This window comes from Candidatus Paceibacterota bacterium (genome assembly GCA_030583745.1).
In the GTDB taxonomy this organism is placed as follows: Bacteria; Patescibacteriota; Minisyncoccia; order Phycocordibacterales; family BOKC01; genus BOKC01.
The window spans coordinates 549,363-563,501 of sequence record CP129473.1 but is presented as its reverse complement, the minus strand read 5'-3'; the positions used below and the strand labels follow the sequence as shown (position 1 = coordinate 563,501).

The window sequence follows — 14,139 nt, the reverse complement described above, 5'->3', positions numbered from 1 at the left end:
TTTATAGTACTCTATAGTTTCAAAAAAGTCTAGGAAAAAGCCCCGGGGCGTGGAAACGCCCCGGGGCCGGTATTCGCAGGAGCCAGTTTTACCCGTTTTCTTGCCCCACAGGGCGGGTGGCCGGTCTAGAGCCGATTGAGCGTCAGACCTTTGACCGACAGGCACCAACTGGACAACCTGCAAAACCTAGAACAGACAAATTAAGTATAACAAAGAGGGAACAAGACGCAAGTAAATCAAGAACTTTTTGGTTGGTGAATCTTATCTATAATTCCGTATTTTTTGGCTTCTTCCGCCGACATAAAATAGTCGCGATCCACATCTTTTTTGATTTTTTCCAACGACTGACCGGTTTGTTCGGCTAAAATCTGATTTAATTTGTCTCTGGTTTTTAAAATTTGTTTAGCGGTAATTTCTATGTCCGTTGCTTGACCTTGCGCCCCACCCCATGGCTGGTGGATCATAACTTCAGAATTTGGCAGAGCAAATCTTTTACCTTTGGCACCAGCAGAAAGAAGAATAGCAGCACCTGAAGCGGCAATACCCACACAGACCGTAGCGACATCCGGTTTTATGTGGTTCATGGTATCGAGCATCGCTAAAGTAGAAGTTACCGAACCGCCTGGAGAGTTAATATACAAAGACACGTCCTTTTTGTTGTCTTCTGATTCTAAAAACAAAAGCTGGGCAATAACTAAGTTAGCAACATAATCGTCAATCGGCCCACCCAAAAAAATAATTCTTTCTTTTAGGAGCCGAGAATAGATGTCGTAGGCCCTTTCGCCAAATTGGCTTTTTTCTATAACTGTTGGTATAAGCATTTTGTTTTTATGGAATCTACAATTATTATAATGTTTGAAATTTATCAAAAATTCCCATGAAAGTCCATCGCTTTTTTATAGAACAAAAAATAAACGAGAAGCAGGAAATAGTCGTGAAAGAAAAGAATCTGATAAATCAATGGAAAAATGTTCTGCGACTAAAAACTGGCGGTTCAGTCATTCTCTTTGACGGCGGTGATTTTGAATTTCAGTGTGTTATAGAAAATCTTAGTAAAGATGGCGCGAAATTTTCAGTCGTTGAAAAAAGAAAAGTGGAACAAAGCATAAAGTTTGAACTTGAACTTTTCCCAGCTTTTATTAAAAAAGATCGATTTGAGTGGATTCTGGAGAAGGGAGTTGAGCTGGGTGTTAAAAAATTCTCGCCGATAATTTCTGAAAGGAGTATCAAACAAAAAATCAATTTGGAAAGAAGCCGAAAAATAATAAAAGAAGCGGCGGAGCAATCAGGCAAAAATATGTTGGCAGAAATCAGTGAACCGAGAATTTTAAGTGAGGTGATAAAAAATAGAGCTTCTGATATTTTTTACTTCGCCCTTGACCCAAGAGGTGAGAAATTTTCATTAGAAAAAATCCGATTTAACAAAGCTGGTGTTTTCATCGGCCCGGAAGGCGGTTTCGCACAAAAAGAAATTGAGAGTTTTAAAAATAACGATATCCCAGTCTATTCGCTTGGCAATCAGATTTTGCGGACTGAAACTGCCGCTATCAGTATCACCGCTAAGATTCTTTTAAACTGAAAATTTAGATTTCTTTTAAAGAAATAATTTCAAAATTTAACAAATCAAAAACTCCGGTTAAGGAAGTGTGGGTTTTGCCAACTTTGGCTTCGGTCATAACTTTAAAATTCTGATTATCTAAAAAACTAATTTCTTTTATCAAACACGTCCCACCATCTAAAAACAATTCTTCGGAAGTAGAACTTGGTTGCCAATTCGGATTTTGAACAACCCGCAAAACCGCTTGGTCAAAACAAGAGAGTGCTAAATTGAATCCGATTTCTTTACTCTCTCTGTCCAAAACTCCGAAAAAACTTTTAATACCTTCAAGTGACGAAGAAGAAACCGCGGTAAAGGCCATAAAAGAAATTATAACCACTGCCAAAAGCGCTGCGTATCCTTCGGTTTTTTTCTTTCTAATTTGTTTTTTCATAACCAAAACGAGCTGATTGAAACTGTCGACCTCCGACCATAAAACTGGTCTCGACTAAAAAATTTTGAACTGGCACATCGGAATGATTAAAAAATCTCAAATTCTCAAAAACCACTTTTTCGTCATGCAAAAAAATTTCTTCTTCATCAACTTCCATAACAACCAATCCGTTGTCTAGAAAAATTTTTGTAGTCTTTTCAAATTCATCCTTTATCAAAAGATATTCAGTCGTTTCACCAGACGCTGGCTTAAGAACTTTGGAGGTGTCGGACAAAAGCCAATTTATTTTTTTCAAAACAAATTCGGCTTCGTCAATGACCAACACTTCTTCTGATAAATCTTGGTCTGAAAAAGATAAGTGGTAAAAACTGGAAGCGACTCCTCCAACAAAAACCAAAAAGAGCGCCAAATAGATAACTGCTTCTAGTAAAAGAAATCCGTCATTATTTCTAATTGTTCGTTTCATTACTTTTCCGGCGCGATTATTACTAATTTACTTGGCTGTTCTGTCACAACATAAAAAATGTCATCTTCACAATCCAAGGAAGTCGGTTTCCCCGGTAGTTCTATATTAAAAGAATTTTCATCCAAAACACCGTCTTGGAAATCAAAAAACCTAATTTTGTTTTCATTGTCAAAAGTTGTTACTGCAATAATCAAACCTTCTCTGAAAATTAAGTCTCGCACACTCTCTTTGATTGATAATCCAGTAATAAATTCAGGCGATTCTGGCTGTTTCATATTAAAAACCAAAAGCTCATTGTAATCGTCATTTGGATTTAAAACAGATCGACCTAATACCAGAAGATCGTCTAATAAAAATAATTTTTGTCCGGAATGATTAGGGTTGCTGGAAGAATCGACCGAAATCTTAATCGGTTCGGATTGCGGGCTATTCAAATCAACGATTCTTAACGGGTGCGGATTGACCGAGGCCAAAAAAGCAAAGTTATTCTTCACAACAATGTCATTAACTCGACTGCCTATGTCCCAAGACCAAACTAGATTCGGATTCAGGGGGTCTTTCACGTCCAGAATATGAAATTCCGGTCCGTAATTTTCAGACGCCGCCGTTCCTAAATAAATTTTATTTTTTGAATAGTGTAAGCTCACACCTTGACCGGGGTCTTTGATTTCAGGATCGTCTGACCTAATTTTAAAATTAGAGATAGACGAATCCGACAAATTTATTACTTGTAATTGAGAAGCAAGCGAATGGGCGGCGAGAAAGACAAAGCCGGAAGCAGAACGTAGAAAATTCAACCTTAGTCCTGTTGCCAAAGATTCAAACAAAAAAGGATCGCTTGGATCTCTCACATCAACAATTAAAAAATTGTTGCCAGCGCCAGACTCCAGGGTGACATAAGCAAGGCCGTAAGAGACATCCACGCCTGACGCAGACGTTGATCCTGGCAGTGAGAACGCTTCTCCAAGAATTTTATATTTTTTTGCTGGCGGTAATTTTCTGTAACAAGTTGATTGTCCGATACTGCTCTGCCAATCTGAAACTAAAACTGACAAAACAGAGGGGCGAGAGTTTTTATCTGTGAGAGAAGAGGTGGTGGTCTTAATAGCTTTTGTGTGCTCATAAAACAAAGAAACTTCTCTTTCCGTTTCAAACCCGTCTTTTGTTTGTTTCCAAGATGAGACTTCTTCAAAATCTAAAACGGCGTCGGCTTTAGCTCTCTCAAGCGCAAACTGTGAGCGCGCCAAAAGTTCCTGAAAAACTCCGGCTTTAATGACCGCTAGCTGATTGCCAAACATCAAAACAAAAACTGCCGCTACGGTTGAAGCAAAAATAAAAAGAGCGATGAGAATTTCAAAAATACTAAAACCAGAACTTTTCACATTCTTATTTCTAAAACTCATCGCAATTTAATCTCTCCCTCAAGACCAATAAAAATAAAACTTTTACGCGCTCCGTCAGAAATCATGATTTCTTTCTTTTCTTTTACTCGCGCCGAACGTTTTTCAAAAACTATTTCAAAATTTTCTTCTTCATCAAGAGTGATTTTCACTTTTTTATTTCTGTTAAATTCTTCCAAAACTTCAGAATTGGAAAAGTCTTCACCAGCAAAAATGAAAAATTTATCAGACCCAACAAAGACTCCGTGAGAAATTTCATTAAAGTTTGCCAGAGCTCGACTTCGAGACTCTTTTAACAGAGCGCGTAAAACTTTTTCTTCCGCCAAAAAATTTCCAACAGTAAACATGTCTAGATTAAGAAAAAACCCGCCAGACAAGACCAAAGAGAAAATTGAAAGAGCGATTAAAATTTCTGCGATTGAAAATCCGGCAAGGCGCAAAGTATTACCTTTGGTGGAAACTTTTTGTGATTTCATAGACAGGTGAAATTATTGAGACAGCAACAAAACCGACCAAAAGACCGGCGACAACAAGTAGTCCCGGCTCTATCACCGAAGAAATTCTTTTTATTTGGTCGGAAAACTGTTCGCTATAGAAATCGCCAAGACTGATAAAAACCGATGCTAGATTTCCGGTTCTCTCGCCAACCGCTGACATCTCGGAAATATCGGAAGGAAAAAATTTGCTATCGGCAAACAGAAAGCTAGAGAGACTGACACCACGACAAACACCAGAACGAATTTCACAAATTTTTGACTGAAGAAAAAGATTGCTAGTAGCCGATTCAGAAATCTCCAGCGCCCGATCCACAGATAGACCGGCCTGTAGCAACATTCCAAAAGTTCGGCAGAAACCTGCCAGCAGACAGTCTCGGTAAATTCCACCCCAAAAAGGGATTCGAAAAATCTTTTTGTGGACAAAAAACTTAAACTTATCGTTTTTTTTGAGCACCCAAAAAAACAGAGTTGTGAAAAGCACAATAAGAATCAGGAAGTAAAACCATGTCTGACTTAAAAAATCACTAAAAAATATAACAGCACGAGTACTAAGCGGTAATTTTATATTGAGCCCGGAAATAACAGGTAGAATTTTTGGGAAAATATACATTGACAAAAAAATAATGATTCCCAAGGTTGAAAGAGCGATAAAAGAAGGGTAAACGAGGGCTTGAATCGCCCCTTTCCGCAATTCTTTTTTCTTTTTTAACTCCTCCGCCAAATATTTCAAATTACTGCCCAGAAACCCGCCCTGCTGACCAATCTCTATAACACTCAAAGCAAAGCCGTCAAAATACGGCCTCAAGCTTTGCGACAAAGACCGACCCAAAGAGATTTCTTCGGAAATCTTTTTATAAAAATCTTTAACCCGCTTACTTTTAGTTTTGACTTCAAGAATTCTGATAGATTCTAAAATTGGAATTCCGGAATCCAGAAGATAGGAAAGTCGACTGGCGAAACTAATTTGCTCTGGCAAACTGATTTTGATTTTTTGCCGACGAATCTTTTTAAAATTTATTAACTTATCAAAGATTTTATTCATAACCAACACGCAAAGCCTCTTCTAATGTAGTGATACCAAGAGAAGCTTTTAAAATTCCATCGTGAAGTAGTGGTGTCATCCCGTTTTTTATCGCTATTCGCCTGATTTCCCCGGCTGATTTTTTATCGATAACAAGCCGGCGAATTTCTTCATCCACGCTTAAAACTTCTGCAACCAAAGTCCGACCAGAATATCCGCTTTTGTGGCACATTTCACATCCTAAACCCTTGTAAAAGGGTGAGTCGGGTAAAGCTTGACCCAAAAGTTCCTCAAGCGAGCGCTTTTGTTTATCTTTTATCTCCATTTCAGCTTTACAATTTTGACAAATCTTTTTGACAAGTCTTTGGTTGATTGCCAAATTAAAAGTTGACGCCAAGAGAAAAGGTTCAACGCCCATATCAATGAGCCGTGGCAAGGTGGCCACGGAGTCGTTGGTGTGCAAAGTTGAGAGTAAGAGGTGACCAGTAAGGGCTGCGTTAACAGCAATTTGGGCAGTTTCTTTATCACGAATTTCACCAACCATTATTATATTTGGGTCTTGCCGCAAAATAGAGCGCAGACCATTGGCAAAATTTAATTGGCAACCGTAATCAACCTGAATCTGCCTTATATTTGGGATAGAATATTCAACCGGTTCCTCTATAGTAACGATTGAAACATCTTCTCTATTCAAGACCTTAAGTATGGAATATAAGGTGGTGGTTTTCCCCGAACCAGTCGGACCCGTTGATAAAATCATACCCCCAGTCTTCTTTATCGCCCTCTCTATTTTTAAAAGATTCTCGTCTCCAAAACCTAAAAAGGAAAGATTCATTGCCTCGTCCCGATCATAGAGCATTCTTAAAACAGCACTCTCACCGTGAAAAGAGGGGACCATTGAAATTCGGATATCAACAAATTTACCACCTGGAAATTCCAAGCGCATCCGCCCATCTTGCGCCTTTCTTCTTTCGTCAATCCGCAAACCAGCCAAAATCTTAATTCTAGAAATGATTTCAGAATGTTTTTCCAAATCAACAGAGGGTAGTCTGTATAAGCCACCATCTATTCTGAAACGAATATTCAAATAGGTACTTGTCGGATCAATGTGGATGTCTGAAGCATTCAACTCAAAAGCTTCTTTTATCAAAATCTCTAAGATGTCGCTTCCGCCATCTTCCTTTTTAAAAGACAGGTTGGAAATTTTTTCCAACATAAAGTATTAAGCGTAAAAAATACCGTGTCGCCGAACCCCGACCCAAAAAAACGAATCGGAGTTCGGATCAACTACGGCTGAAATTCAAGTAAAACTAAGCCATCGGAGCAGATCCGCCTTGGGAACCTTTCGGCATGCAGGTACGACATCGGCCGCTGAAAACAAAAAGAACTGCAGCAAGACCGACCAAAACATAAACCAAGCCCTCAACAAGTGGCCATGAACCGAAAATCCAGTTGACGACATTCCAGTTGCCACCCATGAAAGAACCGAGGCCAACCAAACCCCAATTAAGACCACCGACAACCAACAAAATCCAGACAATCCAATTTAAAGCGCTATTTTTCATTTTTTGTAAAAGTAGCTGATAAAATTTAATCGACCGTTTTTAATTAATAACAATCTTATTATAACAAAAAATACAAAAACGGTTTTGAAAATGGCAGAAAAGTGGATAATCTGTTATATTTTTCTTATTACTCATAATTACTGGTCTTCGGTGATAGGGAGAAACCCCTTTCAGGTTTCTAACTAGAATCCGAAGGCGAGTTAAGAAAATGGACAAAAAAGAATACGAGCTTGATCTCGCCGGTCAAAAGCTATCAGTTGAATTCAATAATTTGGCCGATCAAGCCAATGGTTCGGTAATGGTACGAATGGGTGACACCGTAATTCTGGCAACATCCGTAATCTCAAAATACCCCAAAGACAACATAGATTTTTTCCCTTTAACCGTTGATTTTGAAGAAAAATTCTACGCTGTCGGCAAAATTCTAGGCGGACGTTTTAACAAAAGAGAGGGGAGACCAACTGAAGAAGCGATCCTATCCGGCAGAATAGTTGATAGAACCATAAGACCGCTGTTTGAACAACATATTCGACACGAAGTTCAAGTCATCATCACCGTTTTGTCGCTCGGCGAATACGATCCGGATGTTTTAGCAGTTATTGGTGCCTCTTTGGCTTTGGGCACCTCAAAAGTTCCGTGGAACGGGCCAGTCAGCGCTGTCAGAATCGGCAAAAACCAAGACGATTCTCGCTTAAAGGTAAATCCGACTTATAAAGAGCGCGAGGAAAATTCTATCGCTGATATTCTCTGTTGTGGAAAAGAAAACAGCATAAATATGATTGAGGTTGGAGCATTAGAGATAAAAGAAGGCGAACTCGCCGAAGCTTTTGAGCTAGCTTTGACAGAAATCAATAAACTCCAAGAATTTCAAAAAAATATCATAAAAGAAATCGGCCAAGAAAAAATGTTGGTGGAAAAAGCCGAATTTCCAAAAGAATTGACTGAAGTTTTTGACAAACATATCAAAGAAAAAATGTCGGAATATCTTTTTAGCGGTTCTAAGGAAAAAATCTCCGAACTAGGAGAAATATGGATTGAAACTTTTGTTAAAGAAGCGCCAGGAATTGATATTAATTTGGCCAAAGAATATTACGAAGAAAAAACCAACGAACTTATCCACAAAGAGGCAATTGAAAAAGAAAAACGAGCTGATGGTAGAAAACTTGATGAAATCCGGCCGATTTTTGCTAAGGCCGGAGGAATTTCACCAATTCTCCACGGATCAGGAATTTTCTACCGAGGCGGAACGCATGTTTTCTCGGCTTTGACGCTCGGCGGGCCAAGCGACTCGCAGATAATAGATGCCATGGAATTCCAATCCCAGAAAAGATTTATGCATCACTACAACTTCCCGCCATTTTCAACAGGCGAAACCGGACGAGTTGGCGGTTTTAACCGACGAATGATCGGCCACGGCGCTTTGGCAGAAAAAGCTTTGTCTGCCGTCTTGCCGAGCAAAGAAGATTTTCCTTACACGATTCGTCTGGTCTCGGAATGCTTTGCTTCCAACGGCTCAACCTCAATGGCTTCAGTCTGCGCCGGCACTTTGGCCTTAATGGACGGCGGAGTTCCAATAAAAAGACCGGTGGCCGGCATCGCAGTCGGACTTATGATGGAAAATGAAGAAAAGTATAAAATCCTGACCGATATTCAAGGCCCAGAAGACCATCATGGGGATATGGATTTCAAAGTTGCCGGCACGCGAGAAGGGATCACAGCCGTTCAGATGGACGTCAAAGTCCACGGTGTACCACTCAAGATTCTGATAGAAGCACTCCAAAAGGGTAAAGAAGCGAGATTGCAAATCTTAGACAAAATAGAAAGTGAAATTATTAAACCTCGTGAAAAAATTTCACCAAATGCTCCGGAAATTGTCATAGTCAAAATAAAGCCGGATCAAATTGGACTAGTCATCGGCTCTGGCGGCAAAACCATAAACCAAATCAGAGAAGCTACCGAGACGGAAATTGACATTGAGGACGACGGTAGTGTCTTCATCACCGGCAAAAACGGCGGGGCTGAAAAAGCCGCAATTATTGTTAGGGAAATGACAAAAGAATATAAAGCTGGGGAAAAATATATTGGCGAAATAACAAAAATCGTTGAGTTCGGGGCTTTCGTAAAGATTGGAGTAAACGCCGAGGGCTTATTACATATTTCGGAAATCGCGCCGACAAGAATTGAAAGAATAGAAAAAGTTTTAAGTCTAGGAGAAAAAATACCTGTTATAATTAAAGAGATTGACGAAAGAGACAGGATAAAGCTTTCACTGAAAGAAGCTGATCCGGATTTCATAAAAAACAAATTATCAAACAATGACTCTAGAAAACCAGAAATGGACACCGGAAGAAAGTAAAAAACAAAATCGCGAGGCGAGTGTTTCCAACAACCAAGAAAATTATTTCAAAGTTGTTAAGCCGATACGAACTTACGAGCGCGATTTAGCAGAATTTATACGAGACAAAGAGGCTTCAAAAGCTCAAATCCACCTAGAAGAGCAGAAAAAAAACACTTCGAAGAAAAAAGAAAGAAACTTCCGAAAAGAACCCCTCTTGATGAAAAAAATTATCATCGGTGGGTTGGTCTTTCTAGTTGTCCTGGGTATGATTCTTGTTTCTTTGGAAATATCAAGAGTGATTAGAGAGAGAAAAATAATAAAATCAGTCCCTGTCAAACCAGAACAACAAATACAAGACACGATAATTCGCGCAGACGCTTTAAAGGTGGTTTCTATTTCTGAATTAAAAAAAGACACGCTAATTTCTGCTATTAATTCTCAAAAAGAAGATGTCCAAAGCGGTATAAACATAATTTATCTGACTCAAAAAACTCCGGGCGGAGAAATTCCAATTAGCGCAAAGGACTTTGTGTCAATTGCAGAAAACGCGCCACAATCTCTTTTAAGAGCTCTTGGCGACAAAGCAATCTTTGGTTTTGTATCCACAGAAACCCTTTCGCCGTTTGTTATCTTAGAAATTGAGTCTTTCGACCACACCTTTGCTGGAATGTTTTCTTGGGAAAAAAATGTTGCAAAAGATCTTAAAGACATCTTGGCTAAGGATTTGGAGTCGAGAAGCGGTTTTGAAGACGCGACATCCAGAAATCGCGATTTAAGAATTTTGCGTGCCCGAGGCGGAGAAACAATTGTTTTGTATTCTTTCTTAGATAATCAACACTTGGTTATCACCGACAGAGAAGAAGCATTTCGGGAAATTCTGAACAGGTTTACTATTTCAGTTAGATAAAAATTTCACTGTTTTGGACAAACAAAATTTTGAGAATTTGATTTTGATGCATTTGATATTAATAATTCAATTATTTTGGTTTTCAAACAATCTAGGACGGACGTCTTAAATTGTTTGAAATAGAGTTAATGGTTTTTGGTTAGTGGTTTATTTGTAAAGAGTTATTTTTGGTAAAAATTTATTTTAATGACAAAGAATTGTGTTGTGTGGGGTGTAACAAAACCGGCCCCTAGTGCGTTAAGGATCCTAATATAGCAAAACCGGTCCCTACTTTTCTTTTTTGATAATTTTTCTAAAAACTACTAACCACCGACTAATTCATGCTATTATTTGAATATGCAAAAAAGAAACGATTTAGACCTTGAACACCTCCGACAAAAACTTGAGGAAGAAAAAAAGATTCTAATAGAAGAATTGGAGAGTGTTGGAAGAATAAACCCTGATAACAAAGAAGACTGGGAGGCAAGACCGGCAGAAATTATAGTTTCTTCGGCTGACGCCAATGAAGTTGGAGACGCCTATGAGGCCTACAGAGAGAACGCTAGTATTTTAAATGAGTTGGAAATCAGGTTCAACAATGTCAAAAATGCCCTAAAAAAGATAGAGGATGGTAGTTACGGTTTTTGCAAAATCTCTGGCGAGCCGATCGAGCGCGACCGGCTGGAAGCCAACCCTGCGGCCGAAACTTGTAAAGAGCATATGAATAACTAAATAAAAAGCAAAGATAATTATGGCGTTTGCAAAAGTATTCAGTGCCCAAAATGTTTTACTGAAAGCCAAAATTATCAGTGTTGAGATAGATTTATCAAAAGGTTTAAACTCTTTTTCAATTGTTGGTTTGCCCGACAAAGCAGTAGAAGAATCAAAAGATCGTGTTTCAGCTGCAATAAAAAACACAGGATTCAGCTCACCTAAAACCAAAAATCAAAAAGTTATTGTCTCCCTGGCCCCAGCCGACCTAAAAAAAGAAGGGCCAATTTTTGATTTGCCGATTGCCCTAGGATACCTTTTGGCCGCAGAAGAAATCAAATTTAATCCAGACAAAAAACTATTTTTGGGAGAATTATCGTTGAACGGCGAACTTCAACCACTGAAAGGGGTTTTGCCATTAGCTGAAGAAGCTAGAAATCAAGGATTTGAAGAAATTTATTTGCCAAAGGGAAATGCTAAGGAAGCCGGATTGATAAATGGGCTAAAAATCTTTGGTGCCAAAAACCTAAAAGAAGTGGTTGCGCACGTCAACGAAAAAAAGAGTGAGAAATTTGAAGAAGAGCACTGGCAAGCAAAAATTACACCCCAACCAAAAACCAAATTTAATACGGAAGCAAGGTATTATTCAATTGATTTTGCTGATGTTCGCGGTCAAGAGAGTGCCAAACGTGGTTTGGAAATTGCTGCCGCCGGCGGACATAATGTTTCTATGTATGGCCCGCCGGGCACCGGCAAAACCATGTTGGCCAAAGCTTTCGCCTTCCTTCTACCACCAATGTCTTTTGAAGAAATTCTGGAAATCACCGGAATCCATTCGGTGGCCGGCAGTTTGCGAGAGCCATTAATTGTTCATCCGCCGTTCCGTTCACCCCACCACACATCATCACACGTCTCTATTGTTGGCGGTGGAGGACAAATTCCCAAACCCGGCGAAATAACCCTAGCTCACCGCGGTGTTCTTTTCTTGGACGAATTTCCAGAATTTGACCGACGAGTTGTAGAATCCCTGCGTCAACCACTTGAAGAAAGAGTTATAAACGTTTCTCGAAGTAAGGGTTCGGCACTTTTCCCGGCTGACTTTATCTTGATCGCCGCCATGAACCCTTGCCCCTGCGGAAATTTTGGAGTTAAGGGTAAAGATTGTCTTTGCCCACCAAGCGCAATCAGTCGTTATCAAAGAAAAATTTCAGGGCCAATCATGGATCGGATTGATTTATGGCTTGAAGTCTCAAAAGTTGATTATGAAAAACTTTCGGAGCAAAGAAAAGAAAGCGAGACAGAAAAAATCAAAGAACGAGTCGTCAAAGCCAGAAAATTTCAGCAAGACAGATTTGAAAAACTTGGTTTAAAAAATATAAAAACCAATAGTCGGCTTTCAGCTAAAAATTTGATTGAATATTTGACGATTCCGGAAGAATTACAAAAAAAATTTAACGACATTGCCCGAAAGCTTGATTTATCAGCTCGGTCGTACCATAAAGTCTTAAAATTATCACGCACGATTGGCGACCTTGAAGAGTCGGAGGAAATAAAAGAAAACCACTTACTTGAGGCCCTGCAATACCGGCCGAAAAAGATTAACGATTTTTAGTATTTAAATAAGAAACCCCACACTCGCGTGCGGGGTGTGGGTTCAGACCTCTCTCATTTGTCTCGAGGCTGGTCTGGCACAAAACGCCTGAACCACTCGTCAAGCGCCTGAAGCCATTCCGGGCTTGGATTCTCCGGATCGCCACGAGGAATGATCCGGAAATCAAATGCCCGATTATGAATCGGCAGAATCGGATCGGCCACAGCGTGGCGATTATTCAAGCTCCAGACCTGCAACGAGTCATTCCCCTCAAACGACAGAAAAAAGTAAGCGTGGCCGGCGCGCTGATTGATGAGGATGTCGCCAACCTGAACACCCTCCCACTTCTTTCCGTATTTCTCCACAATCTTGGTCGTGTCAGGCGGTGTCGGAGTTGGCGCCAGAGGCCAATGGACAAACAGAATGAGACCAAGAATCACCAATATGGCGAGAACCGTGAGGGTCTCGATGACAGAAAACGCCTTTCTCATTTCCGCTTCCTTTCGTCTATAAGAACGCGACAAGCGTTCTTTTTTGTCTTTTTAGACTATAGCGAACTTATAGTAAAAAGTCAATGAAACAGTTCTGAAAATTTATAAGAGAGAAAGAAACTAAAACGGATTCTTAGCTCCACGAATTTCAAAGTGGACATGCGGACCGGTTGATCTTCCTGTTGAACCAACATAACCGATAACCTGACCCTGTTTTACCTGTTCGCCGACAGAGACAGTGTTACTGCGGTTGTGAGCATAGAGAGTTTGAGTACCATTTGGATGTGAAATAACTATGTAATTACCGTAACCGCCGTTCCAGCCGGAATTTCTACTGACGGTAACAACTCCGCTTGCCGAAGCCATAATTGAAGTGCCTGCAGAAGCTGCCAAATCAACACCATTGTAGCCGTGAATACCTTGAGAGCGGTAACCGCCTGAAATCGGTCTTAAATAATAGCCCTCGTAAACCGGCGCGCCTGAAGACGGTCGAGATTGTGAACCAGAAGAAGACGAAGAGGTTCTCACTGTTGGACTTGATTCAGGAATAATACCGCCCGGAATTACCAATATCTCACCTACGGCAAGTTTCGAATCTTTGCTGATATTGTTGTAAGCAATAATTTCTTCCACGTCTCCTTTATAACGGGAGGAGATTTTCTCTAAAGTATCTCCGGATGTTACGGTATGGCGAATGCCAGAAATTGGCAAAATCACAAGAGTTTGCCCGGGAGCTATAGTGTTACCCTTTATATCGTTACCCCAACGTATAGTATTGACCGAAACATTAAACATTTTAGCAATTTGCGACAAGGAATCTCCTTCGCGTACAACATAGACGCTTATTTTGCCAGGTTCGTGCAAGCTGTCGCCTTGCCCTGACAAAAGACCGCCCTCAACTAGCAGAGCACCACCGTCAATAATAACGTCTCCACCACCAATTGAGTTGAAAGGGGATAGTGGGGCTTCAAGTAAATTCATTTGTTGAGAATTTGGAGCTGTTTTGTCCCAAACCTCGTTTCCGCTGGCAAAAAGATTAGAAACGAAAGAAATGATTTTAGCTTGAGCTAAAAAAGGAACAGAAACCGCCACAAGCAACAACAAGGCCTTTATCAGAAAGGTTCTTCCAAATAAAATACAGTTTTTACGACCCCGACTTAGAGACCCTGGGGGGTCGATATT

Annotated in this window: 15 protein-coding genes; 5 read left to right on the top strand and 10 right to left on the bottom strand. The window is 40.0% G+C overall.

The window, feature by feature from the left end:
* Window positions 1–236 precede the first annotated feature (236 nt).
* The gene (clpP, locus tag QY304_02985; GenBank protein ID WKZ26334.1) at window positions 237–821 is read right to left on the bottom strand and encodes an ATP-dependent Clp endopeptidase proteolytic subunit ClpP; all 585 of its coding nucleotides are present in this window, start codon (window positions 819–821) and stop codon (window positions 237–239) included.
* A gap of 56 nt (window positions 822–877) precedes the next feature.
* Here clpP and QY304_02980 point away from each other — a divergent pair, with 56 nt between their 5' ends.
* Complete coding sequence (locus QY304_02980) at window positions 878–1,579, top strand: RsmE family RNA methyltransferase (protein ID WKZ26333.1); 702 nt, start codon at window positions 878–880, stop codon at window positions 1,577–1,579.
* Between the two features lie 4 nt (window positions 1,580–1,583).
* Here QY304_02980 and QY304_02975 read toward each other — a convergent pair whose 3' ends face one another.
* From QY304_02975 to QY304_02945, 7 genes are all read right to left on the bottom strand, one after another.
* Window positions 1,584–1,991, bottom strand: coding sequence for a hypothetical protein (locus QY304_02975; GenBank protein WKZ26332.1), 408 nt, complete (start codon window positions 1,989–1,991; stop codon window positions 1,584–1,586).
* A complete protein-coding gene (locus tag QY304_02970) occupies window positions 1,975–2,457 on the bottom strand; it encodes a hypothetical protein (GenBank protein ID WKZ26331.1) in 483 nt (160 codons plus the stop codon). The genes QY304_02975 and QY304_02970 overlap by 17 nt, the downstream gene beginning before the upstream one ends.
* Window positions 2,457–3,860 carry a hypothetical protein gene (locus tag QY304_02965; GenBank protein ID WKZ26330.1) on the bottom strand — a complete coding sequence of 468 codons (1,404 nt, stop codon included), beginning with the start codon at window positions 3,858–3,860 and terminating at the stop codon, window positions 2,457–2,459. The genes QY304_02970 and QY304_02965 overlap by 1 nt, the downstream gene beginning before the upstream one ends.
* Window positions 3,857–4,333, bottom strand: a complete 477-nt coding sequence (locus QY304_02960; protein WKZ26329.1) for a hypothetical protein — start codon at window positions 4,331–4,333, stop codon at window positions 3,857–3,859. The genes QY304_02965 and QY304_02960 overlap by 4 nt, the downstream gene beginning before the upstream one ends.
* Entirely contained in the window at window positions 4,302–5,396 is a 1,095-nt protein-coding gene (locus QY304_02955; protein ID WKZ26328.1) for a type II secretion system F family protein, read from the bottom strand. Before QY304_02955 ends, QY304_02960 begins: the two co-directional genes overlap by 32 nt.
* On the bottom strand, window positions 5,389–6,591 hold the full coding sequence (locus QY304_02950) for a GspE/PulE family protein (GenBank protein ID WKZ26327.1): 1,203 nt from the start codon (window positions 6,589–6,591) through the stop codon (window positions 5,389–5,391). The genes QY304_02955 and QY304_02950 overlap by 8 nt, the downstream gene beginning before the upstream one ends.
* Before the next feature lie 94 nt (window positions 6,592–6,685).
* On the bottom strand, window positions 6,686–6,940 hold the full coding sequence (locus QY304_02945) for a DUF378 domain-containing protein (GenBank protein WKZ26326.1): 255 nt from the start codon (window positions 6,938–6,940) through the stop codon (window positions 6,686–6,688).
* A gap of 208 nt (window positions 6,941–7,148) precedes the next feature.
* Here QY304_02945 and QY304_02940 point away from each other — a divergent pair, with 208 nt between their 5' ends.
* The 4 genes from QY304_02940 (at window position 7,149) to QY304_02925 (ending at window position 12,487) form a co-directional block, all read left to right on the top strand.
* Complete coding sequence (locus QY304_02940; GenBank protein WKZ26325.1) at window positions 7,149–9,296, top strand: polyribonucleotide nucleotidyltransferase; 2,148 nt, start codon at window positions 7,149–7,151, stop codon at window positions 9,294–9,296.
* The gene (locus QY304_02935) at window positions 9,256–10,185 is read left to right on the top strand and encodes a hypothetical protein (protein ID WKZ26324.1); all 930 of its coding nucleotides are present in this window, start codon (window positions 9,256–9,258) and stop codon (window positions 10,183–10,185) included. The genes QY304_02940 and QY304_02935 overlap by 41 nt, the downstream gene beginning before the upstream one ends.
* Window positions 10,186–10,521: 336 nt before the next feature.
* A complete protein-coding gene (locus QY304_02930) occupies window positions 10,522–10,896 on the top strand; it encodes a TraR/DksA C4-type zinc finger protein (GenBank protein ID WKZ26323.1) in 375 nt (124 codons plus the stop codon).
* Window positions 10,897–10,915: 19 nt separating this feature from the next.
* The gene (locus QY304_02925; GenBank protein WKZ26322.1) at window positions 10,916–12,487 is read left to right on the top strand and encodes a YifB family Mg chelatase-like AAA ATPase; all 1,572 of its coding nucleotides are present in this window, start codon (window positions 10,916–10,918) and stop codon (window positions 12,485–12,487) included.
* Between the two features lie 53 nt (window positions 12,488–12,540).
* On the opposite strand, the gene QY304_02920 is transcribed toward QY304_02925, so the two are convergent.
* Window positions 12,541–12,957: a hypothetical protein gene (locus QY304_02920; GenBank protein ID WKZ26321.1), complete on the bottom strand. Its 417-nt coding sequence runs from the start codon at window positions 12,955–12,957 to the stop codon at window positions 12,541–12,543.
* Between the two features lie 120 nt (window positions 12,958–13,077).
* Window positions 13,078–14,061, bottom strand: coding sequence for a peptidoglycan DD-metalloendopeptidase family protein (locus QY304_02915; GenBank protein ID WKZ26320.1), 984 nt, complete (start codon window positions 14,059–14,061; stop codon window positions 13,078–13,080).
* Window positions 14,062–14,139: the final 78 nt, after the last annotated feature.

What these genes read in the sequence shown, in the direction of transcription:
- clpP (WKZ26334.1), bottom strand. Translation starts at nt 821, where the DNA reads ATGCTTATACCAACAGTTATAGAAAAAAGCCAATTTGGCGAAAGGGCC.
- QY304_02980 (WKZ26333.1), top strand. Translation starts at nt 878, where the DNA reads ATGAAAGTCCATCGCTTTTTTATAGAACAAAAAATAAACGAGAAGCAG.
- QY304_02975 (WKZ26332.1), bottom strand. Translation starts at nt 1,991, where the DNA reads ATGAAAAAACAAATTAGAAAGAAAAAAACCGAAGGATACGCAGCGCTT.
- QY304_02970 (WKZ26331.1), bottom strand. Translation starts at nt 2,457, where the DNA reads ATGAAACGAACAATTAGAAATAATGACGGATTTCTTTTACTAGAAGCA.
- QY304_02965 (WKZ26330.1), bottom strand. Translation starts at nt 3,860, where the DNA reads ATGAGTTTTAGAAATAAGAATGTGAAAAGTTCTGGTTTTAGTATTTTT.
- QY304_02960 (WKZ26329.1), bottom strand. Translation starts at nt 4,333, where the DNA reads ATGAAATCACAAAAAGTTTCCACCAAAGGTAATACTTTGCGCCTTGCC.
- QY304_02955 (WKZ26328.1), bottom strand. Translation starts at nt 5,396, where the DNA reads ATGAATAAAATCTTTGATAAGTTAATAAATTTTAAAAAGATTCGTCGG.
- QY304_02950 (WKZ26327.1), bottom strand. Translation starts at nt 6,591, where the DNA reads ATGTTGGAAAAAATTTCCAACCTGTCTTTTAAAAAGGAAGATGGCGGA.
- QY304_02945 (WKZ26326.1), bottom strand. Translation starts at nt 6,940, where the DNA reads ATGAAAAATAGCGCTTTAAATTGGATTGTCTGGATTTTGTTGGTTGTC.
- QY304_02940 (WKZ26325.1), top strand. Translation starts at nt 7,149, where the DNA reads ATGGACAAAAAAGAATACGAGCTTGATCTCGCCGGTCAAAAGCTATCA.
- QY304_02935 (WKZ26324.1), top strand. Translation starts at nt 9,256, where the DNA reads ATGACTCTAGAAAACCAGAAATGGACACCGGAAGAAAGTAAAAAACAA.
- QY304_02930 (WKZ26323.1), top strand. Translation starts at nt 10,522, where the DNA reads ATGCAAAAAAGAAACGATTTAGACCTTGAACACCTCCGACAAAAACTT.
- QY304_02925 (WKZ26322.1), top strand. Translation starts at nt 10,916, where the DNA reads ATGGCGTTTGCAAAAGTATTCAGTGCCCAAAATGTTTTACTGAAAGCC.
- QY304_02920 (WKZ26321.1), bottom strand. Translation starts at nt 12,957, where the DNA reads ATGAGAAAGGCGTTTTCTGTCATCGAGACCCTCACGGTTCTCGCCATA.